This is a genomic window from Nocardioides albus (genome assembly GCF_014648255.1).
GTDB classification, from domain to species: Bacteria; Actinomycetota; Actinomycetes; order Propionibacteriales; family Nocardioidaceae; genus Nocardioides; species Nocardioides albus.
This window is the reverse complement of record NZ_BMQT01000001.1, coordinates 1-20998: the sequence shown is the minus strand read 5'-3', so window position 1 is coordinate 20998 and position 20998 is coordinate 1. Positions and strand designations below refer to the sequence as shown.

General features: G+C 69.5%; 19 protein-coding genes. 15 read left to right on the top strand and 4 right to left on the bottom strand.

All coding sequences use genetic code 11. From position 1 onward, the window contains the following. The first annotated feature begins 55 nt into the window (after positions 1 to 55). The 6 genes from IEY84_RS00095 to IEY84_RS00070 all read left to right on the top strand — a co-directional run bounded on the left by IEY84_RS00095 (position 56) and on the right by IEY84_RS00070 (position 9090). Positions 56 to 2911 carry an AfsR/SARP family transcriptional regulator gene (locus IEY84_RS00095; protein WP_229788172.1) on the top strand — a complete coding sequence of 952 codons (2856 nt, stop codon included), beginning with the start codon at positions 56 to 58 and terminating at the stop codon, positions 2909 to 2911. After that, complete coding sequence (locus IEY84_RS00090; RefSeq protein WP_183540981.1) at positions 2908 to 4311, top strand: magnesium chelatase ATPase subunit I; 1404 nt, start codon at positions 2908 to 2910, stop codon at positions 4309 to 4311. Before IEY84_RS00095 ends, IEY84_RS00090 begins: the two co-directional genes overlap by 4 nt. Before the next feature lie 273 nt (positions 4312 to 4584). Then, positions 4585 to 6591, top strand: a complete 2007-nt coding sequence (locus IEY84_RS00085; RefSeq protein WP_183540978.1) for a vWA domain-containing protein — start codon at positions 4585 to 4587, stop codon at positions 6589 to 6591. Positions 6592 to 6640: 49 nt separating this feature from the next. Further along, a complete protein-coding gene (locus IEY84_RS00080) occupies positions 6641 to 7420 on the top strand; it encodes a TSUP family transporter (RefSeq protein ID WP_183540975.1) in 780 nt (259 codons plus the stop codon). A gap of 13 nt (positions 7421 to 7433) precedes the next feature. Then, a complete protein-coding gene (locus tag IEY84_RS00075; protein ID WP_183540972.1) occupies positions 7434 to 8063 on the top strand; it encodes a YigZ family protein in 630 nt (209 codons plus the stop codon). Between the two features lie 43 nt (positions 8064 to 8106). Further along, the gene (locus IEY84_RS00070) at positions 8107 to 9090 is read left to right on the top strand and encodes a GNAT family N-acetyltransferase (RefSeq protein WP_229788170.1); all 984 of its coding nucleotides are present in this window, start codon (positions 8107 to 8109) and stop codon (positions 9088 to 9090) included. Positions 9091 to 9097: 7 nt separating this feature from the next. Here IEY84_RS00070 and IEY84_RS00065 read toward each other — a convergent pair whose 3' ends face one another. After that, positions 9098 to 9901: an SDR family oxidoreductase gene (locus tag IEY84_RS00065; protein ID WP_183540967.1), complete on the bottom strand. Its 804-nt coding sequence runs from the start codon at positions 9899 to 9901 to the stop codon at positions 9098 to 9100. 208 nt (positions 9902 to 10109) lie between these two features. After that, positions 10110 to 11222, bottom strand: coding sequence for an NAD(P)H-dependent amine dehydrogenase family protein (locus IEY84_RS00060; RefSeq protein ID WP_183540964.1), 1113 nt, complete (start codon positions 11220 to 11222; stop codon positions 10110 to 10112). 76 nt (positions 11223 to 11298) lie between these two features. On the opposite strand from IEY84_RS00060, the gene IEY84_RS00055 reads away from it, so the two are divergent. After that, positions 11299 to 11838, top strand: coding sequence for a DinB family protein (locus IEY84_RS00055; protein WP_183540961.1), 540 nt, complete (start codon positions 11299 to 11301; stop codon positions 11836 to 11838). Continuing rightward, entirely contained in the window at positions 11838 to 12317 is a 480-nt protein-coding gene (locus tag IEY84_RS00050; RefSeq protein ID WP_183540958.1) for a GNAT family N-acetyltransferase, read from the top strand. The genes IEY84_RS00055 and IEY84_RS00050 overlap by 1 nt, the downstream gene beginning before the upstream one ends. Positions 12318 to 12327: 10 nt before the next feature. On the opposite strand, the gene msrA is transcribed toward IEY84_RS00050, so the two are convergent. Further along, positions 12328 to 12981, bottom strand: a complete 654-nt coding sequence (gene msrA / locus IEY84_RS00045) for a peptide-methionine (S)-S-oxide reductase MsrA (protein WP_183540954.1) — start codon at positions 12979 to 12981, stop codon at positions 12328 to 12330. 120 nt (positions 12982 to 13101) lie between these two features. On the opposite strand from msrA, the gene IEY84_RS00040 reads away from it, so the two are divergent. From IEY84_RS00040 to greA, 5 genes are all read left to right on the top strand, one after another. Next, on the top strand, positions 13102 to 14271 hold the full coding sequence (locus IEY84_RS00040; RefSeq protein WP_183540952.1) for a cystathionine gamma-synthase: 1170 nt from the start codon (positions 13102 to 13104) through the stop codon (positions 14269 to 14271). Continuing rightward, a complete protein-coding gene (locus IEY84_RS00035; RefSeq protein WP_183540949.1) occupies positions 14258 to 15676 on the top strand; it encodes a glutamate mutase L in 1419 nt (472 codons plus the stop codon). Before IEY84_RS00040 ends, IEY84_RS00035 begins: the two co-directional genes overlap by 14 nt. Before the next feature lie 10 nt (positions 15677 to 15686). Next, positions 15687 to 17156 (top strand): AI-2E family transporter, encoded by a 1470-nt coding sequence (locus IEY84_RS00030; RefSeq protein ID WP_229788167.1) that lies wholly within the window; start codon positions 15687 to 15689, stop codon positions 17154 to 17156. Between the two features lies 1 nt (position 17157). Then, complete coding sequence (ilvA, locus tag IEY84_RS00025) at positions 17158 to 18369, top strand: threonine ammonia-lyase (RefSeq protein ID WP_183542170.1); 1212 nt, start codon at positions 17158 to 17160, stop codon at positions 18367 to 18369. 211 nt (positions 18370 to 18580) lie between these two features. Next, the gene (gene greA / locus IEY84_RS00020) at positions 18581 to 19093 is read left to right on the top strand and encodes a transcription elongation factor GreA (RefSeq protein ID WP_183540945.1); all 513 of its coding nucleotides are present in this window, start codon (positions 18581 to 18583) and stop codon (positions 19091 to 19093) included. 23 nt (positions 19094 to 19116) lie between these two features. Here greA and IEY84_RS00015 read toward each other — a convergent pair whose 3' ends face one another. Beyond that, positions 19117 to 19506 (bottom strand): DUF4307 domain-containing protein, encoded by a 390-nt coding sequence (locus IEY84_RS00015; RefSeq protein ID WP_183540942.1) that lies wholly within the window; start codon positions 19504 to 19506, stop codon positions 19117 to 19119. Positions 19507 to 19632: 126 nt separating this feature from the next. Between IEY84_RS00015 and mca the strand changes: the two genes are divergently transcribed. Together mca and IEY84_RS00005 are read left to right on the top strand one after the other, a co-directional pair. Further along, positions 19633 to 20619 (top strand): mycothiol conjugate amidase Mca, encoded by a 987-nt coding sequence (gene mca, locus IEY84_RS00010; RefSeq protein WP_183540939.1) that lies wholly within the window; start codon positions 19633 to 19635, stop codon positions 20617 to 20619. 42 nt (positions 20620 to 20661) lie between these two features. Next, entirely contained in the window at positions 20662 to 20937 is a 276-nt protein-coding gene (locus IEY84_RS00005; RefSeq protein ID WP_183540936.1) for a hypothetical protein, read from the top strand. Positions 20938 to 20998: the final 61 nt, after the last annotated feature.

The following is a 20998-nucleotide window of genomic DNA, read 5'->3' as shown; positions in this document are numbered from 1 at the left end:
ATTGTTAGGGGGTGGCTCTCAGGCGCATACGGCGCGGGACGACGGGGGTGCTTCGGTGACGGATGTGAGCATCTGTCTGCTGGGCCCGATGATCGTGACGCGCGCAGGCGAACCCGTGGAGATCCCAGGACGCCGGCCTCGTACGCTGCTGGCCCTGTTGGCTCTCGAGGCCGGCACCCCGGTCTCCGCCGACCTGCTCGCCGACCGGATCTGGGGCGAGGAGCTCCCCGACAACCCGCGCGGCAGCCTGCACACCTACATCGGGCGACTGCGTCGCGTGCTCGGCAAAGAGGTCGTACGCCGCGCCGCCGGCGGCTACATCCTCGACCTGCCGCGGGCCTGCGTGGATGCGCTCACCTTCATCGACCTGCTCGACTCGATCGATGGACTCGAGGGGCCCGAGGCGTACGTCCGGCTCGAGGAGGCGATCGAGCTGTGGCGCGCCGAGCCGTTCGACGACTCTGCGGCCGAGTCGCTGGCTGAGCGCACCCGTCCATGGCTGGTCGACCGCTACCTCGAGGCCCGGGAGCGACGCGCGCAGCTCGACATCGCCGCCGGCCGTGCGGCGAAGGCGGTCGCCGACGTGCGCCGGGTGGTGGCGGACCATCCGCTGCGCGAGTCCTTGTGGGTGGTGCTCCTGGACGCGCTGGAGTCCGCGGGGCGTACGGCAGAGGCGTTGGAGGCCTATGAGGAGGTCCGGGCGCGGCTGGCCGACGAGCTCGGCACCGATCCCGGTGCGGAGCTGCGTTCGACGTTTGTCCGGCTGCTGTCCGGCGACTCTTCGGCGGGCCCAGAGGTCGTGGCGGGACACGCGAAGGTGCCCGCGCAGCGGGTCTCCGAGGAGGACCTGGTCCCGCGCCAGCTCCCGGCCGACATCGCCGGCTTCTCGGGGCGCCAGGCTGAGCTCCGGCTGCTCGACGCGGTGACGATCTCCCATGACGCCGGCTGGCCGAGCGTGGTCGCGGTGCACGGCATCGGGGCCGTGGGGAAGACCGCCCTCGCGGTGCACTGGGCACGGAGCCGGACCGAGCACTTCCCCGACGGGCAGCTCTTCATCGACCTGCGTGGCTATGGGCCGGGCGAGCCGCTCTCGCACGCCCAGGCGCTCACGACCCTGCTGATCGGGCTCGGCGTCGACGTCGCCTCCGTCCCGGCCGAGGTGGACGCGGCCTCGGCCCTGCTGCGTACGACCCTCGCGGACCGGCGGATGCTCCTGGTGCTCGACAACGCTCGCGACTCCGCTCACGTGCGGCCGCTGCTGCCGGGCAGCGACTCGCTGGCGCTGGTGACCAGCCGGAGCCAGCTGCGCGGGCTGGCCACCCGCGAGGGCGCCCGGCGGATCGCGCTCGACACCCTCACCCCGGCGGAGTCGGCGGCCTTCCTCGAGCAGCGGCTCGTCGACCGGGCCGCGGACGAGGCGGACGTACGCGCGCTCGCGGACCGGTGCGGGCATCTGCCCTTGGCACTGGCGGTAGCGGCCGAACGCTGCAGCCGCTATCCCGACCTCACGTTGACCGACCTGCTGGCCGAGCTCGACGGGGAAACCAGCCGGTTGGCAGCGCTGGAGGTGCCGCTCGATCCCATCTCTGACCTGCGTGCGGTCTTCTCCTGGTCCTACGACTCCCTCGACGAGGAGTCGCGACGCGCCTTCCGTCTTCTCGGCCTCCGACCGGGGCACGAGATCGGGATGCCCGCGATGGCGGCGCTCTTCGCTGTCGACATCGCCACCTCGCGGCGCCTGGTCGACAAGCTGGTCGACGCGAACCTCGTTCGTGAGCACCGACCCGGCCGCTTCGTGCTCCACGACCTGATCCGCGACTACGCCCTGGAGCTGGGTTTCGCGGAGGAGTCCGACGAGGCGCTGCTGCGGCTGGTGAGCTGGTACACCCACTCGCTGGTCGCCGCCTCCGAGGTCGATGGTCGATCCTTCCGGCTGATGACCCTGGACCCGGTCGTCGCCGGGGTGACGCCGCTGAGCTTCGCCACCTCGCAACAGGCCCGCGCCTGGGGCGACCGGGAGTGGCCGACCATGAGGAGTGCCGTGCGACTGGCGGTGCGCGCCGGGTTGCTGTGTCCCGCCTACCAGCTGGTCAACAAGATGTTCAGCCTCTCGATGCGGCACCCACCCGCCGAGACCGTGCCTCTCCAGGAGCTCGGTCTCGACGCCGCTCTCCGTGCGGGTCAGCCTGTCGACGCGGCCTACCTGCGTAACCAGGCCGGGATCAGTCGCGCTCGGGCAGGCGACCTGACCCGGGCGATCTCGGAGTTCCGGGCCGCAGCCGAGGTGTTCCGCGAGGCCGGCACCGCGGCCGGGCTGGAGATGGCGCTCTCCAACTGCGGCCAGGCGCTGAGCATGATCGGGTCCCTCGACGAGGCCGTCGCCGTTCTCGAGGAGGCCTATGCCGTCGCGGATGCGGCGGGCATGGCGGATCGTGCTCGCGGCAGTCTGATCGGGCTGGCCGAGGTCTACGTCCGGATGGAACGCTACGCGGACGCCGTCCGGCTGATCGAGGAGGAGATCGGCCAGCATCGCGTCGAGGTCGACTCGTCCTCGCCGCGGCTGACGTTGATCGACGCCCTGATCGGTCTGCGGCGCTTTGCCGACGCCGAGACCGAGCTGCGCCTGGAGCTGACCCAGCATCTCGAGGAGCGCAACCGGTGGGGTGAGGCCAACGCCCTCGTACGCCGCGCCATGATCGAGCGCGAGACCGACCGGATCGCCCAGGCGCGCGCCACGCTCCAGGAGGTCGTCGCGATCCTGGACGAGGTGGGGGAGCTCGACCGCACCGCGCTGACCCGGGAGCGGGTCGAGGAGCTGCTCGCCAGCGTCGGGTCCTCCGCATCCGCGGATCGGGACGCCGACGCCGAGGCCGCCCAGGGGTTGGGCGGCGGCGTAGCGTTGCGTCCGTGACTGCCGCACCCACGATCAGCACCCTCGGCCAGCTTCGCGCGAGTGGCCATGTGTTCAAGTCGCTCCGCGAGGAGATCCGCGACAACCTGCTGGCGAAGCTGGCAGCGGGAGAGGATCCCTGGCCCGGCCTGCACGGGCTGGAGGACACCGTCATCCCACAGCTCGAGCGTGCCCTGATCGCCGGGCACGACGTCGTCCTGCTGGGCGAGCGCGGCCAGGGAAAGACCAGGCTGCTGCGTACGTTGGTGGGGCTTCTCGACGAGTGGACCCCGGTCATCGAGGGCTCCGAGCTCGGCGAGCACCCCTACGAGCCTGTCACCGTCGGGTCCCAGCGGTTGGCGGCGACGGCCGGTGACGCGCTGCCGATCGCGTGGAAGCACCGCTCCGAGCGCTACTCGGAGAAGCTGGCCACTCCCGACACGTCGGTCGCCGACCTGATCGGCGACGTAGACCCGATGAAGGTCGCCGAAGGGCGCTCGCTGGGCGACCCGGAGACGATCCACTTCGGCCTGATCCCGCGCTCTCACCGCGGCATCGTCGCGATCAACGAGCTGCCCGACCTCGCCGAGCGGATCCAGGTCGCGATGCTCAACGTGATGGAGGAGCGCGATATCCAGATCCGCGGCTACGTGCTGCGGCTGCCGCTCGACCTGCTCGTGGTGGCCTCTGCAAACCCGGAGGACTACACCAACCGCGGCCGGATCATCACGCCGCTGAAGGACCGGTTCGGCGCCGAGATCCGCACCCACTACCCGCGCGAGCTCTCCGCGGAGATGGCCGTCATCCGGCAGGAGGCCACGCTGGTCGCCGACGTACCCGACCATCTCCTCGAGATCCTCGCCGTCTTCACCCGCCACCTGCGCGGCTCCTCCGCCGTCGACCAGCGTTCCGGGGTCTCGGCGCGCTTCTCGATCGCAGGCGCGGAGACCGTCGCCGCCGCGGCGCTCCACCGCGCCACCGTGGCAGGGGAGCCCGATGCCGTCGCTCGCCTCGTCGACCTGGAGACCGCCGTCGAGGTGCTCTCCGGCAAGATCGAGTTCGAGTCGGGCGAGGAGGGCCGCGAGGCAGAGATTCTCACCCACCTGCTGCGCACAGCCATCGCCGAGACCGTACGCAAGCACTTCCGTGGCCTCGACTTCGCGCTGCTGATCGATGCCATCGAGGACGGCCGGATGGTCACCACCGGCACCAAGGTCACCGCCCGCGCCTTCCTGGAGAGCCTGCCGGTCCTGGGCGAGTCCGACCTCTACGACCAGATCGGTGACCGCGTCTACGAGTCCACCGGCGGCCCCAAGAACGACGGCCAGCTCGCCAGCGCGGTGGAGCTGGCTCTGGAAGGCCTCTTCCTGGCCAGGAAGATCGGCAAGGACACGGCGGATGGCGAGACGATCTATGGCTGACCATCCGCCGAGACGTCAGTTTCTGACGCCGAGGGGTCAGTTGTTGACGCCGAGACGTCGAAATTCGACGCCGAGAGGTCAGTTTTCTGACTCCCGGGGCTTCGACGACGGTCTGGGTTCGGGTACTGGCGTGTCGCGGTCAGGAGGTGACGTGTCGCGGTCAGGAAGTGACGTGTCGCGGTCAGGAACTGACGTGTCGCGGTCAGGAAGTGACGTGTCGGCGTCAGAAACTGACCTCTCGCGGTCGAGAATCGACTTTTCGGGGGTGGGCGGATGAGCCGCTACAAGAAGTACGCGGGTGGGGATCCGCTCGCACCGCCCGTCGACATCGCCGAGGCGCTGGACGCGATCGGCGAGGACGTGATGTCCGGCTACTCGCCCGAGCGTGCGATGCGGGAGTTCCTGCGGCGCGGCGGGCAGGATCAGCGCGGCCTCGATGACCTCGCCCGGCAGGTTGCCGAGCGGCGCCGTGAGCTGCTGCAGCGGCACAACCTCGACGGTACGCTCGAGCAGGTGCGTGAGCTGCTGGACAAGGCGGTTCTCGAGGAGCGTAAGCAGCTGGCCCGCGACGTCACGATGGACGACGGCGACCGGGCGTTCCGGGAGATGCAGATCGACAATCTCTCGCCGAACACCGCCGCCGCGGTCAGCGAGCTCTCGTCCTACGACTGGGCATCCCGCGAGGCCCGCGAGGCGTACGAGGAGATCAAGGACCTCCTCGGTCGAGAGATCCTCGACCAGCGGTTCAAGGGCATGAAGCAGGCGCTCGAAGGGGCCACGGACGAGGACCGCGAGGCGATCGCGGAGATGCTCCGCGACCTCAACGAGCTGCTCGACAAGCACAACCGCGGAGAAGACACCGACGCGGACTTCGACGAGTTCATGGCCAAGCACGGCCAGCACTTCCCGGAGAACCCCCAGAACATCGACGAGCTGCTCGACACCCTCGCGCAGCGCTCGGCGGCCGCCCAGCGGATGCTCAACTCGATGTCGGCCGAACAGCGGCGCGAGCTGATAGAGCTCTCGGCGCAGGCGTTCGGGTCACCCGCGCTGATGGAGCAGATGGCACAGCTCGACGCCAACCTGCAGGCGGCGCGGCCCGGCGAGGACTGGGGAGGCTCCGAGGAGTTCGGCGGCGGCGACGGCCTGGGCCTCGGGGACGGCACCGGGGTGCTGCAGGACATCGCCGAGCTCGACCAGCTCTCCGAGCAGCTCCAGCAGTCCTACGCCGGCTCGCGGCTCGACGACATCGACCTCGACGCCCTCTCCCGACAGCTCGGTGACGACGCCGCGGTCGACGCGCGCACCCTGCAGGAGCTCGAGCAGGCGCTGCGCGACTCCGGTCAGCTCGAGCGTGGCTCCGACGGTGATCTCCGGCTGACCCCGAAGGCGATGCGCCAGCTCGGCAAGGCACTGCTTCGCGACGTCGCGCAGCGGCTCTCCGGCCGGCAGGGCGAACGCGACCTGCAGCGCGCCGGTGCGGCGGGCGACCTGTCCGGCTCCTCGCGGCCCTGGGCCTTCGGCGACACCGAGCCCTGGGACGTACCTCGCACGATCACGAACGCCGTCATCCGAGAGGTCGGCGAAGGCAGGTCGGGACCCGGCGTTCGACTGACAGTTGATGACATCGAGGTGCAGGAGACCGAGGCGCGTACGCAGGCAGCGGTCGCCCTCCTCGTCGACACCAGCTTCTCGATGGCGATGGATGGCCGTTGGGTGCCGATGAAGCGCACCGCGCTGGCGCTGCACACGCTGATCAAGAGCCGTTTCCGCAACGACGACCTGCAGCTGATCTCGTTCGGTCGCTATGCCCAGACGATGGAGATCGAGAAGCTGACCGCGCTCGACGCGATCTGGGACAAGGGCACCAACCTGCACCACGCGCTGCTGCTGGCCAACCGGCACTTCCGCAAGCACCCGGGCGCCCAGCCGGTGCTCCTGATCGTGACCGACGGCGAGCCCACCGCCCACCTGGAGGCGGGCGGTGAGGTCTGGTTCTCCTACCCGCCCCACCCGGTGACGATCGCGAGGTCTGTCGAGGAGTTGGAGAACTCCCGGCGTCTGGGCGCCCAGACGACCTTCTTCCGCCTCGGCGACGACCCCGGGCTGGCCCGCTTCATCGACTCCATGGCCCGCCGCGTCGAGGGTCGCGTGGTCGCGCCCGAGCTGGACGATCTCGGCGCGGCCGTGGTCGGGTCCTATCTGGGTGACAGGACAGCGCGGCGTACGTCGAACACCTACGGCGACGCGTTCGGTGGCCGTGGCTGGTGGGCTGGCTGAATGCTCACCGAGTTAACTCGGTGAGCATCAGGCCGCGTAGCCTGCGCTCGTGCCAGAGGAGACGCTGAACGTACTCGCCCTTCTCGCCCTCGCGGCCCTGGCCGCCGGCTACGTGGACGCGGTGGTCGGCGGAGGTGGGCTGATCCAGCTCCCCGCGCTGATGCTGTTCCTCCCCGGCGCCGCTCCGGTGCAGATCCTGGCGACCAACAAGCTGGCCTCGATCTTCGGCACCTCGATCAGTGCCGCGACCTACTACCGGCGGGTGGGCCCGGACCCGAAGACCTTCATCCCGCTCATGATCCTCGCGTTCGTCGGCTCCGCCCTGGGCGCGGGAGTGGCGTCCTACCTCCCGGAAAGCGTCTTCGAGCCGATCGTCCTGGTCGCCCTGATCCTGGTGGGGACATGGGTGCTCTTCAAGCCGTCGCTCGGCGAGGCGACCGCGCTGAGGTACGACGACCACCGGCACGTGATCGGCGCGATGGTGGTCGGGTTCGCGGTCGGCTTCTACGACGGCGCGCTGGGTCCCGGGACCGGCAGCTTCCTGGTGATCGGGCTCGTCGGTCTGCTGGGCTACTCCTTCCTGGAAGCGAGCGCGAAGGCGAAGATGGCCAATGTCGCGACGAACCTCGCCGCCCTGATGGTCTTCATCCCGCAGGGGGCGGTGCTGTGGAAGACCGGCCTGGTGATGGGGGTGTGCAACCTGATCGGTGGTTATCTCGGGGCGCGGACCGCAGTGGCGAAGGGTGCCGGGTTCGTACGTGTCTTCTTCATCGTCGTGGTCGCCGGGTTCATCATCCGCATCGGCGGCAGCGTGCTCGGACTGTGGTGAGAGGGGCTCCGGGATGACGCACTACCTGACCCTCGGCCGTGACGGAGCCGCCGAGATCGAGGAGAAGCGCTCCCGGTTCCTGTGCACGCTCGCTCGGGTGGAGGACGAAGCCGACGCGCGGGCGGTGGTCGAGCGGCTGCGCAAGCAGCACTGGGACGCCCGCCACACCTGCTCCGCCTTCAGGATCGGTCCGCCGCCGCAACCGGTCGAGCGCTCCAACGACGACGGTGAGCCCGCGGGCACCGCGGGCGCCCCGATGCTCGAGGTGCTTCGCGGCACCGGTGTTTCGGACACGGTCGCCGTCGTGACCCGCTGGTTCGGCGGGACGCTGCTGGGCGCGGGCGGTCTCGTCCGGGCCTACTCCGACGCCGTCCGGACCGCGCTCGACGAGGTCGGCACGCGCCGACGCGAGCTGGTCCGGGAGTATCGGATCGAGGTTCCGTACGACGCCTCAGGCCGCCTCGAGACCGACCTGCGATCCTCCGGAGTGGCCGTCCTCGACACCTCCTACGGGGCTGCCGTGACGCTGCGGATCGGGGCTCCTCCGGAGGACGAGAAACGACTCGAAGGGCTGGTCGCCGAACTCACCGCGGGTGCGTCTGTGCTGGTCCCAGGCACGGACCAGTGGGTCGACGCTCGCTGACGTTTGGGAGAATGGCCGGGTGAGCGACCATAGCGAGACGCCCGTGGAACTCCCTACCGGATGGACGACGAAGGTCCCTGACCTCGATGATCTACCCGCCCTCTTGAGGCTCCGAGCGGTCGACAAGACACCGTTCGAGGGGTCCGGAAAGGTCGATGCCGACGCGATCGCCGGCGAGATCGCCGGGCCTGCGTCCTGGACCCGCCAGCAGCTGGTCGCGATCGACCCGGACGGCGACGTACGAGCCTGGGCCATCGCCCACGATCGCGCCGCCGGACGCACGCTCGTCTATCTCTATGTCGACCGCACCCTCGCCCAGGCGGCAGAGGTCGCAGCCGGGCTCTATGCCTGGCTCGCGGAGCAGGCCCGATCGATGGCCGAGCTGCGCGGCATCACCGAGTCCCACCTCGACGCGAGCCCGTTCGCCGACGACACGGTGCAGCGGGAGTGGCTGGCGGCCGCAGGGTTCACCAACCGACGCACCTGGCTGCACATGAGCCGGCCCGTGCTTCCCGACGAGAAGGTGCCCGCCCTCCGCGAGGGGGTGACCATCCGCCCCGTGGAGACGCACGAGAACGGCATGCCGGTGGCGGCCGATCTGCAGACCGTCCACCAGACCCTGGAGGAGTCCTTCCAGGACCACTTCAACTCCTATCGGGAGAGCTTCCCGGAGTTCGTGCAGCGTCTGCGCGAGGACCCTGGTCACCGCTGGGACCACTGGTGGCTCGCTTATGTGGACGACACCCTGCCTGCGGGCACGCTGGTCGCCTCGGTGCTGCCGGCCAACGCGGCCGGGGTCGAGGGGACGTACGTCGAGTACATCGGCGTCAACCGCAACGCCCGCGGCCGCGGGGTGGCGAAGGGGCTGCTCTACACCGTCATCGGCGACGCCCTCGAGCGCGGCCGTGACCGGGTCTCGCTCGAGGTCGACGCCGACAGCCCCACCGGTGCCGACGGGCTCTACAAGTCGATGGGCTGGGTGACCGACTACGTCACCGAGTCCTGGCACAAGGACGTCACGGTCTAGTCATCGTCTAGGCGCCGACGTCGGGGAGCTTGAGGTCGAGCGTCGGCGCCTCGGTGCCGCCGTCGACCTCGAGCAGCTTCCCGGTGACGAACTGACCGGCACGGGAGGTCAGGTAGACCACCCCGGCGGCGATGTCCTCGGCCTCGCCGATACGTCCGAGCGGGGTCTTCGACTCGATCTCGCCGCGCATGGTGTCGTCGCCGGCCACGAACTCGAGGGCGCTCGTACGCACCGAGCCGACGAAGATCCCGTTGACCCGGATCCGTGGGGCGAGGTCGGTGGCGGCCAGTCTGGTCCAGTGCGCCAGCGCCGCCTTCGCGGTGCCGTAGGCGAGGTAGCCGCGCCCCGCCGTACGTCCCATCATCGAGCTGATCGACACCACCGACTGCTGCCCGTCCGGGCTCTTCAGCATGTAGGGCACTGCAGCCCGGGTCAGTGCGTGCGCCGTGGTCACGTTGAAGTGGAACGCCTCCTCGAGGTATCCCTCGTCGGTATCGAGGAACGTGTTCGGGATTGTCCCACCCACGTTGTTGACCACGATGTCGAGACGCCCGAACTCCTCGTACGCCGCCGCAGCCAACCCCGCCGTGGCACCGAGGTCGGCCAGGTCCGCCGGCACCACCAGCGCCCGCCGCCCCACCGCCTCCACCTTCTCGGCGACCTCCCGAAGCTGCTTCTCGGTGCGCGAAGCGATCACCACATCGGCCCCCGCCTCCGCGAGGGCCACGGCCGAAGCCGCCCCGATCCCGCGCCCCGCGCCGGTCACCACGGCCACGTGGTCGGTCAGGGTGAATCGATCAAGAATGCTCATCTGGTTCCTTCATGTCGAGACGTCAGCCCGGTCGGCCGAGGCGTCGGTTGGGTTGGTCGAGACGTCACGTACGTCGGCCGAGACGTCGCTCCGGTCGGCCGAGTTGTCGCGGCTGACGTCTCGACCGACGGAAGTGACGTGTCGGCCGACCTACGTGACGTCTCGGCCGACGGGCTTGACGCCTCGGGCGACCGGAGTGACGTCTCGCTCATGAGGAGACCAGGCCGCGGCCGGTGATCAGGGGGAGGTCCAAGGGGGAGACGAGGCCGGGGGAGGCGGCGACCACGGCGGGGATGGCGTTGACCAGGCGCTGGGCGGTGACGATCATCCCGGAGACGTTGTGGTCGCCGTGCTCGCCGTGGTGGCTGAACTCGACGGTCATCGACGGCTCGCCGGTGACCTCGATGCGGTAGCAGCCGTCGCCGGTCGACGGGACGGGCCAGTCCGGGTCGGAGGCCGCGTCGGTCCGGGTGACGTGCTCGAGGGTGATGCGCGGGATCCCGTCGACGGTGCCGATGACGGTGAAACGTACGGAGCCCTGGGTGCCCTCCGCGATGTCCACCGAGACGGTCTTGGTGTCCGCCGTCGCCGCGCGCCGCTCGACGTGCTCGACGAGCGGCTCGTCGAGGATCACCCCGAGGCCGGCGGCGAGGACCCGGACCACAGGACCCCACGCGGTGCTCAGCACACCCGGCTCCCACAGGAACGGCTTGTCCTCCAGCGAACCCCCGAAGCCGAAGAGGTCCTTCATCACCACCGGCTGGAAGTACGTCGAGTAGTCGGCGATCTCCGAGACCTTGATGTGGTCGATCCGCTGGGAGAGCGACGTCATCGCAAGCGGCAGGACATCGTTGGCGAAGCCCGGATCGATGCCGTTGACGTGCAGCGAAGCACCGCCCTCACGCCCGGCATCGTCGATGCCCGAGATCATCTCGTCGGGCAGCGTCCCCTGCGGATGGACCAGAATCACCGGCCCGGAGGAGACGACGTTGACCCCGTCCCGGATGAGCTCGGTGAGATCGGTGATCGCCTCGAAGACCCGGTCGTCGGTCATCGCTGCGTGGACGACGCAGTCGGGGGAGAGCGCGAGCAGCTCCTCGCGCGACGTGGTCGCCGCGACCCCGAGCGTACGCCCGAGCCCGGCCAGCTCGCCGGCGTCCCGGCCCGCCTTCGAAGGCGTCGAGGTCCAGACCCCGACCAGCTCCAGGTCGGGATGCGCATCGACCCCCGCGATGGCATGACGGCCCACCGTCCCGGTGGACCAGACGACGACTCTGAGCGGCTTCTCGGGACTCTGTGGACTTCCGGGGGCGTGGGACATGCGCCAAATCTAGAACGCGTTTCAGTTTGGCGAAAGTGATTCGCCGAGGAAACTCTCCGCCACTACGTTGACGCCCATGACCGAGGCACTCTTCGAGGACATCCGCCATCCGACCGGCGCCCCCTACGTCGCGGACGAGTCCACGACCCTGCGTACGTTCCTCGACTTCCATCGGGCGACCCTGCTCAGGCAGGTCGCTGGCCTCGACCACGAGCAGCTCAACCGCCCCTTCGCGGCCACCACCATGACGCTGGCCGGCCTCCTCAAGCACATGGCGTACGTGGAGGACATCTGGTTCGGCGTACGCCTGGCCGGCGACAGCCCGGCCCCGCCGTTCGACACGGCACCCTGGGTCGACGACGAGGACTGGGAGTTCACCAGCGCCGCCGCGGACGACCCCGAGACGCTGCGCACCCTGCTCCGCGACGCGATCGCCCGCTCCAACGAGCTCACCGACGCGGCCGGTTCCCTCGACCAGATCGCGGTCGACACGACCCGAGACGGCCAGTCGATCAGCCTGCGCTGGATCCTGGTCCACATGATCGAGGAGTACGCCCGCCACTGCGGCCACGCCGATCTCATGCGCGAGGCCATCGACGGAGAGAGAGACATCTGATGCAGATCCGCGAGGCGACGGCCGAGGACTGGCCGCAGATCTACCCGTTCTGGTCCGAGATCGTGGAGGCCGGGGAGACCTACGCCTACCCGCTCGGCGCCACGTCCGACGAAGCCCGGGAGATGTGGATGTACGACCACGTCGTCGTCGCGGTCGAGGACGGCAACGTCCTGGGCAGCGCCAAGATGGGCCCCAACCGCCCCGGCCGCGGCAGCCACATCGGCACCGCCTCGTTCATGGTCTCCTCGAAGGCCCGTGGCAGGGGCGTCGGCCGTGCCCTCGGTGACTACTGCGTGCAGTGGCACAAGGACAACGGCTTCCACGGCATCCAGTTCAACGCGGTCGTGGAGACCAACACCACCGCCGTACGCCTGTGGCAGTCCCTCGGCTTCCAGATCATCGGGACCGTCCCGGACGCGTTCGACTCGACGTCGCACGGCCGGGTCGGCCTCCACGTGATGTATCTGCCGCTGGGCTGACCTCAGACCTTCAGGCGGTCGCGGGGAAGGCGATGCCCGTGTTCGCGTGGCAGCGGTAGCCGTTGGGCACGCGGTCCAGGTACTGCTGGTGCGCCGGCTCGGCGGCGTAGAAGGTCGGGACCTCGCGGATCTCGGTGGTGATCTCGCCGTAGCCCCGCCGGGCGATCTCGTCGCCGTAGACCTTGGTCAGCTCCTCGGCGGTCTCCCGCTGCGCGTCGGAGACGTAGTAGAGCGCCGAGCGGTACTGCGTACCGACGTCGTTGCCCTGCCGCATCCCCTGTGTCGGGTCGTGGACCTCGAAGAACTTCTTGACGAGATCCGCGTACGACACCACGGCAGGGTCGAAGACGACCCGGACCGCCTCGGTGTGGTTGGTCTGCCCGCTGCAGACCTCGTCATAGGTCGGGTTGGCGGTCGTGCCGCCCTGATACCCGACAGCGGTCGAGTAGACCCCCGGCATCTGCCAGAAGATCTCCTCGGCACCCCAGAAACAGCCGAGACCGAAGTACGCCACCTCGGCCCCCTCGGGTGCGGTCCCGTCCTCGGGGGAGGCGAGCGGGGGAGTCCCCAAGACGCGGTGCTTGGCCGGCAGGTCGAAGAGCGCCTGGTCGCGCCCGGCGAGCGTACGGTCCTCGGAGAGGAGCTGAGTTGGGCGACCGAACATGAGTGACCTCCAGAAGTCAGGGTTGCTACCAGTCTCTCAACACAGTTCGGTGCACGAACGTTCCCGGATGGCCCGAGGGTCCGGTGGAATGGAAGACGGCATCGGACGTAGGCTCGCCGTGTGAGCGAGCAGCAGCACCTCGGCAAGGCCGGTTTCGAGACCAAGGCGATCCACGCGGGCTACGAGCCCGACCCGACGACGGGTGCGGTGATCCCGCCGATCTACGCCACCACGACCTACAAGCAGGACGGCGTCGGCGGCCTGCGCAACGGCTATGAGTACAGCCGCTCCGCCAACCCGACCCGCACCGCGCTCGAGGGCGCGCTGGCGGCGGTCGAGGAGGGCGAGAAGGGGTTCGCCTTCGCCTCCGGTCTGGCAGCCGAGGACACCCTGATCCGCAGCCTGATGCGTCCCGGTGACCACATGGTCATCCCCGACGACGCCTACGGCGGCACCCACCGGCTGATCGACAAGGTCGAGAGCCAGTGGGGGATCGCGCACACGCCTGCGCAGGTCGCCGACGTGGACGCGGTCGCGGCCGCGATCCAGCCCGGCAAGACCAAGGTCGTCTGGGTCGAGACGCCGACCAACCCGCTGCTCAACATCGCCGACATCGCAGGCCTGGCCACGGTCGCCCACGAGGCCGGCGCGCTGCTGGTCGTCGACAACACCTTCGCGTCGCCCTATCTCCAGCAGCCTCTCACCCTCGGGGCCGACGTCGTGGTGCACTCCACGACGAAGTACGTCGGTGGCCACTCCGACGTCGTCGGCGGCGCTGTGGTCGTCCGCGACCACGGGCTCGCCGAGAAGATCGGCTACCTCCAGAACGCCGCCGGCGCGATCGCCGACCCCTTCGGCGCCTGGCTGACGCTTCGTGGCCTCAAGACCCTGGCCGTACGCATGGACCGCCACTGCGACAACGCCGAGCGCGTCGCCGACTTCCTGACCTCCCACCCGAAGGTCGGCGAGGTCATCTACCCGGGCCTGGAGACGCACCCCGGCCACACGACCGCCCAGAAGCAGATGAAGCGGTTCGGCGGCATGATCTCGTTCCGCGTCGAGGGCGGCGAGGCAGCTGCGCTCGCGGTGTGCGAGCGCACCAAGATCTTCACGCTGGGCGAGTCGCTCGGCGGTGTCGAGAGCCTCATCGAGCACCCGGGCCGGATGACCCATGCGTCCGTCGCGGGCACCGACCTCGAGGTGCCGGCCGACCTGGTGCGGCTCTCCGTCGGGATCGAGTACGCCGAGGACCTCGTCGCGGACCTCGAGCAGGCCCTTGACCAGAGCTGACTCGCCCCGGACAGCGGTCTGCGTCGACTTCGGCTCCACCTGGACCAAAGCGCTGCACGTCGACCTCACCTCCGGTGAGGTCCTCGGCTCCGCGAGCGCGCCGACGTCGCTGCACGAGGTGATGGAGGCGTACGACGCCTGCCTGGCCGCTCTCACCGCGACGGACTCCCAGGTGGCCGACGCCGAGATCCTCGCCTGCTCGTCCGCTGGCGGTGGGCTGCGGATCGCCGTGGTCGGCAACGAGGAGCTGGTGACCGCCGAGGCCGGGCGGCGCGTCGCGCTGTCCAGCGGCGGCAAGGTCGTCGCGGTGATCGCGACCGCAGGTTGTGAAGCTGAGAGTGACCTAGGGGCCACTCTCAGCTTCACAACCCCCGACCTGGTGCTGCTCACCGGTGGCACCGACGGAGGCAACCGGGACGCGATCGTCTTCGCCGCCCGCGCGCTGGCCGCAGCCGACTGGCGTGGGCCGGTGGTCGTCGCGGGCAACCGCGACGCGAACTCGGAGATCGACGAGATCCTGGCCGACATTCCTCATGTGACCTGCGATAACGTCGTTCCCAAGATTGGTGTGCTCGCGCCCGAGAGCGCCCGCGCGGCGGTCCGGGAGATGTTCCTCGAGCACGTGATCGGGGGCAAAAACCTCAGCAGCCGGGCCGACTTCCGGCGGATCGTCCGAGGCGCGACCCCCGATGTCGTGCTCCAGGGCGTCGAGACGCTGGCCGAGGTGCTCGGCGAGGATGTCGTCGTCGTCGACGTCGGTGGTGCCACCACCGACGTGCACAGCGTGGTCCGTCCCGATCCTGAGGCTGAGCACGTGCGCGAGGAGGTCGTCGCGGTCACCCCGGTGACCCGGACGGTCGAGGGCGACCTGGGCATGCGCTGGTCGGCGACCACGACCCTCGAGGCGGCCGACCACTCCGACCCGAGCCTCGCCGAGTCCGATCTCACCGGCGAGGTCGAGCACCGGCGCAACCACCCCGGCTGGCTGCCGCGCACCGAGCAGGACAGGGACATCGACGAGCTCCTGGCGAGGATCGCGATCTCCACGGCCTTGCAGCGGCACGCGGGACGATCCCGGATCGTCCTGGCCCCGGGCGGCAAGGTCATCGAGCGCACCGGCACGGACCTGCGTCGGGTCGGTGTGGTGATCGGCTCCGGCGGCGTGCTCCGGTATGGTCGCCCGGGCATCGAGGAACGGGTGATGCGCTGGTCGGCGCGCGGCGGGTGGCAGCTTCCGGAGATGACCGGGGCGAGGTCGAGCAGCGAGGTAGTGACCGCACGCAACGCGGACGCGCCGCTGCGGGCGATCGACAGCGACTACGTCCTCGCCGCGGTGGGTCTGCTCGCACGGTCGCACCCCGCCACCGCCCGCCGTCTTGCGACCCACCTCACACCCTCCCGGTAGCCTCTGTCAGGTGACAGATCAGGGGGATGCTTCCGGCGACGAGAAGTCGACCGCGAAGGGGAGCTTCGGTCGGATGACCAGCGCGTTCAAGCGCAACCGCGAGGTGCGCGACGCCCACCGCCGGGCGCAGCGTCAGGCTCAGGACGAGGCCGATGCGCGGGAGTCCGCGGAGGTGGCCAAGGAAGCCGCCGCTGAGGCCCGGGAGTCGGCGGAGAACTTCGCGTTACGCCTCGTCAACCAGTTCGAGCGCCTGCGTGAGGAGCGCCAGGAGCAGCTGGCCGCGCCCGAGCCGTTGACGGCACCCAAGCCTGTCAGCCGCACCGACGTCCCCTACGGCATCGAGCTCTCCGCGCAGTGGGCCTGGCGGTTGCTGGTCATCGTCGCCGCCGGCTACCTCATCGTCCGCGCGCTCGGGTTCCTCAGCATCGTCGTGGTCCCGGTGGTCATCGCGCTGCTGATCGCCGCGCTGGTCTCCCCGGTCGTCAACGGCCTGGCCCGGATCGGCATGAAGCGGAGCATCTCGGCACTCTTCGTGGTGATCGGCGTGCTGGGCGCGGTCATCGCCATGCTGAGCTTCGCCGGCACCCAGGTGGCCAATGGGTTCAGCGACCTCGCCGGCCAGACCGTCAAGGCCCTCGACGAGATCCGCGACTGGCTGATCAACGGTCCGTTCCACGCGAGCGAGACCCAGATCGACACCTGGCTCAACACGGTGCAGACCACCCTGGAGGACTGGGCGGCCTCCTACGCAGCCAACCCGTTCTCTCGTGTCAGCGAGGTCGGCGGCGTCGCCCTCGACGTCTTCGCCGGCCTGTTCATCGTGCTCTTCTCCACCTACTTCTTCTGCGCCGAGGGCGAGCGGATCTGGGGCTGGCTGGTCCGGCTCGCGCCGCGCGCCGCCCGCAGCCGGATGGACAGCTCCGGCCGGGTCGCGTGGGTCTCGCTCACCCAGTTCACCCGAGCCACGGTCATCGTGGCCGCGGTCGATGCGGTCGGCATCATGGTCATCGCTGCGGCCCTGCAGGTGCCCTTTGTGGCGGCGATCGGCGTGCTGGTCTTCCTGAGCTCGTTCGTGCCTCTGATCGGTGCCACCGTCGCCGGTGCTGTCGCCGTGCTCGTCGCGCTCGTGTCCCAGGGGCCGGTGACGGCGCTGCTGATGCTCGGTGGCGTGATCCTCGTCCAGCAGCTCGAGGCCCATGGCCTGCAGCCGTTCCTGCTCGGTCGCTGGGTCCGGGTCCACCCGCTGGGTGTCATCCTCGCCGTCGCCACCGGCATCGTGCTCGGTGGTGTGGCCGGTGCGCTCGTGGCTGTGCCCCTCGTGGCCGCCCTCAACGCGGTGGCCACCCATCTGACCGCCGCGCCGGCCGCGGGCGCCGTCCCAGCCTCGACCCAGGCCGCAGCACCGGCGTCGCCACCGCCTCCGCCGGTCAACGGCCCGACCTCCCCACCCCCCTCGAGCCCAGGAGCAGGCAGTGCCTGAGATGCATGGTCAACCGTCCTACGACGACATCGTCGAGGCGCGTGAGCTGCTGCGCGACCACATCACCGAGACCCCCGTCCAGGGCGCCCGCTGGCTCACCGACCTGGTCGGCGACACGGTCATCCTCAAGTGCGAGAACCTGCAGCGTACGGGCTCCTTCAAGGCCCGCGGGGCGTTCGTACGCATCGCCCGGCTCTCCGCCGAGCAGCAGAAGTTCGGGGTGGTGGCCGCCAGCGCGGGCAACCACGCCCAGGGGGTCGCGCTCGCCGCGACCACCCTCGGCATCCCGTCGACGGTGTTCATGCCCGAGGGCGCGCCGATCCCGAAGGAGAAGGCCACTCGCGCGTACGGCGCAGAGGTGATCTTCGAGGGACAGTACGTCGACCAGTGCCTCGAGGCCGCGATCGCCTTCGCCGAGCGCACCGGCGCCATCATGATCCACCCCTTCGATCACCCCGATGTCGTCGCCGGACAGGGCACGATCGGCCTCGAGATCCTCGAGCAGACGCCCGACGTGAAGACGGTCGTGATTCCGCTCGGCGGTGGCGGCCTGCTCGCCGGGGCGGCGCTCGCGATCAAGACGAAGCATCCCGACGTGAAGGTGATCGGCGTGCAGGCCGAGACGGCCGCCGCCTACCCGGTCTCGCTGCGCGAGGGCCGGCCGATCCGGCTCGACAAGATGCCGACGATGGCCGACGGCATCGCGGTCGGCCTGCCGGGGGAGACCAACTTCCCGATGATCCAGTCGTACGTCGACGAGATCCGCACCGTCTCGGAGGAGTCGATCTCCGGCGCGCTGCTGGCGCTCGCCGAGCGGGCCAAGCAGGTCGTCGAGCCCGCCGGAGCGGTCGGCGTGGCCGCTCTGATGGACGCACCCGAGACGTTCGAGGGTCCGGTCGTCGTGGTGCTCTCCGGCGGCAACATCGACCCGCTCCTGCTCGGCAAGGTGATCCAGCACGGCATGACGCTGGCCGGACGCTACCTGCCGGTCGCGGTGACGATCCCCGACCAGCCGGGTGCCCTGGCGACGTTGCTGTCGGTGATCGGCGACACCGGGGCCAACGTCATGGAGGTCGTGCACTCGCGCACGACGCCCGGGCTGCGACTCGCCGAGGTCGGGGTGCAGCTGCAGCTCGAGACCAGGGGTCAGACCCATGCCGAGCGGGTGCTCGCGCAGCTACGTAGCAAGGGTTATCCGGCGACCAGTCCCTGATGTGCCGGGGAACGGTCCTGGGGTCGGATTGAGCGCTGTTTCGGTCGCAGACTGTCCCGAGGTGTGGTTGCCTTGTTAAACTGAAAGTTCTGACAATCTCCCGCAGGATGTTCGGCTGGGTGAAGTATGCCCACATGCAGGGAGAGAAGGCGCCGGTGATCGAGATGACCGGCGCCCCTTACTTATATTCACTACCCATCAGGAGCAACCCATGACGCAGTCGACCGAGACCACCTCTGCCACGATCTGGCTGAGCAAGGGCGCGTTCGAGAAGCTGACCGCGGAGTTGGAATACCTGAAGGGTCCCCGGCGCCAGGAGATCCTCGCCGAGATCAGCTCCGCCCGTGACGAAGGTGACCTCAAGGAGAATGGCGGCTACCACGCCGCTCGCGAGGAGCAGGGCAAGCTCGAGGGCCAGATCCAGCAGCTCGAGGCGCTGCTCCGCAAGGCCGACACCACGGTCCCGGAGGATGACGGCGTCGTCTCGGTCGGCAAGCTGGTCACCTTCAAGTTCGAGGGCGACGACGACGACGAGGCCGAGACCCGCCTCATCGCCTCGATCGAGATGAAGGACTACGCCGGAGGCGTCGAGATCTCCTCGGCCGCCTCACCCATCGGTGCTGCCCTCATCGGCGCGAGCGTCGGCGACACCGTTACCTACGAGGGTCCCCGCGGGCCGCTCAAGGTCGAGATCCTGAAGACCGAGGTCTTCACCGGAAAGTGACGTCCGCGCGGGTGGCTGCGCGGTCACTCGACCGTGCAGTCACCCCACTCGACCCGTAGCGCCCGGCGCTCGGTCGGGATGGTGATGGTCTGGCGCCCCTCGCCGGCGGTGAACTCGAGGTGACCTACCTTCTCCTCCTGGTCGTCCTCGGCCTCGACGGAGCAGACCGGCTTGGCGTCCTTGTCGTGGAGGCGTACGACGAAGGTCACCTCGACCTCGTTCTCGCTGACCGCCTCCCACTTCTCGAGCCCGGAGGAGACCTCGGGGTGGAGCGCTGCCCACAGCGCCCAGCCGAACCAGCCGACGATGGCCACCAGGGCGACGACCATCCCGATCACGAGCACACCCGGGCGCCGGCGTGTGCCGCGGCCATAGCGATTCGCGATCCGGGACTCTTCGGCTGACGTGCTCACATCCGACATGGTCCCATCCCGCTGGTGGCGACTGCACATCCGTCCTGGCCACCTACCACCAAAGTTGTCCGTGGACTGGGAGCGGGTAACCGAACCGTGAGACAGCGCGTGGTTAGGATTGAACCCATGCCAGATCTGCTCCAGCAGGCCTTCCGCCTGATGCACGTGCACGCGCACCCCGACGACGAGTCGAGCAAGGGCGCGGGGATCACCGCGAAGTATGTCGCCGAGGGCGTCGACGTCCACGTCGCGACGTGTACGGGCGGAGAGCGCGGCGACATCCTCAACCCGAAGATGGAGCGCCCTGGGATCCTGGAGAACATCCACGAGATCCGCCGCGAGGAGATGCATCGCGCCCGCGACATCCTCGGCATCAAGCAGGACTGGCTCGGCTTCGTCGACTCCGGTTGGGTCGAGGAGTTCATGCTGGTCGAGGAGATGGGCGCCAAGGACTGGTCGCTGCTCCCGGAGGGCTGCTTCGGCCGGGTGCCGCTCGAGGTGAGCACGCGCCGGCTCGTCGAGATCATCCGCTCCTTCCGGCCGCACGTGATCACGACGTACGACGAGAACGGGGGCTACCCGCACCCGGACCACATCATGTGCCACCGGGTCTCGGTGGAGGCCTTCGCAGCCGCCGGCGACCCCGACCGGTTCCCCGACGCGGGCGAGCCCTGGCAGCCGCTGAAGCTCTACTACAGCCACACCTTCAACTATCCGCGCATGGTCGCGCTGCACGAGGCGATCACGAGCCACGGGCTCACCTCGCCCTACGAGGAGCGCCTCGAGACCTGGAAGCGTGACCCCAGCTGGGACGAGCGGGTCACGACGAAGGTCGAGTGCGCTGAGTACTTCGGCGTCCGTGATCAGGCGCTGCTCGCGCACGCCACCCAGATCGACCCCGACGGCCCCTGGTTCGCGGTGCCTCGGGAGATCGAGAAGGAGGCCTGGCCGACGGAGGACTTCGAGCTGGTGACCTCCTACGTGCCGGTGCCTGAGGCCGAGCGACGCGAGGAGACGGATCTCTTCGCCGGCCTCGACGTCTCCACCGCCGACGACGAGGGCAAGGCTGCCGTCGGCCGCGAGATCAGCTTCGGCAAGGTCGTCACCGCCTGAGCCTTTGCGCGATCTCTCAGGGTGAAGTGAGACAATGTCGGTATGTCCGGCCTCTCGATGACGACGCACACGCTGCACACCTCCCAGCCTGTCCCCGAGCCCACCCCGCCGCAGGACGAGGACGTGGTCGCGGGCTGGACCGCCTTCGGCATCTTCATCGCGCTCTGCGTCGCCGTCGCGGTGATCGCGTGGAGCATGCTGCGCCAGTTCAAGAAGGTCGAGAAGGCCCGGGTCGAGGGCGTCTTCGGGGAAGAGGACCAGGCCGAGGCCATCGCCCAGCAGGAAGCCAAGGACGAGATCAAGAAGCTGAAGCGCTAGCTGTACTCGGCCATCACGTTGGTGACAGTCGGCTGATCGGCGGGAGTCCTCCGAGTGCGCT

Coding starts and splice junctions, on each gene's coding strand:
- IEY84_RS00085 (WP_183540978.1), top strand. CDS start 4,585: ATGAGCCGCTACAAGAAGTACGCGGGTGGGGATCCGCTCGCACCGCCC.
- IEY84_RS00075 (WP_183540972.1), top strand. CDS start 7,434: ATGACGCACTACCTGACCCTCGGCCGTGACGGAGCCGCCGAGATCGAG.
- IEY84_RS00065 (WP_183540967.1), bottom strand. CDS start 9,901: ATGAGCATTCTTGATCGATTCACCCTGACCGACCACGTGGCCGTGGTG.
- IEY84_RS00060 (WP_183540964.1), bottom strand. CDS start 11,222: ATGTCCCACGCCCCCGGAAGTCCACAGAGTCCCGAGAAGCCGCTCAGA.
- IEY84_RS00055 (WP_183540961.1), top strand. CDS start 11,299: ATGACCGAGGCACTCTTCGAGGACATCCGCCATCCGACCGGCGCCCCC.
- IEY84_RS00050 (WP_183540958.1), top strand. CDS start 11,838: ATGCAGATCCGCGAGGCGACGGCCGAGGACTGGCCGCAGATCTACCCG.
- msrA (WP_183540954.1), bottom strand. CDS start 12,981: ATGTTCGGTCGCCCAACTCAGCTCCTCTCCGAGGACCGTACGCTCGCC.
- ilvA (WP_183542170.1), top strand. CDS start 17,158: ATGCATGGTCAACCGTCCTACGACGACATCGTCGAGGCGCGTGAGCTG.
- greA (WP_183540945.1), top strand. CDS start 18,581: ATGACGCAGTCGACCGAGACCACCTCTGCCACGATCTGGCTGAGCAAG.
- mca (WP_183540939.1), top strand. CDS start 19,633: ATGCCAGATCTGCTCCAGCAGGCCTTCCGCCTGATGCACGTGCACGCG.
- IEY84_RS00005 (WP_183540936.1), top strand. CDS start 20,662: ATGTCCGGCCTCTCGATGACGACGCACACGCTGCACACCTCCCAGCCT.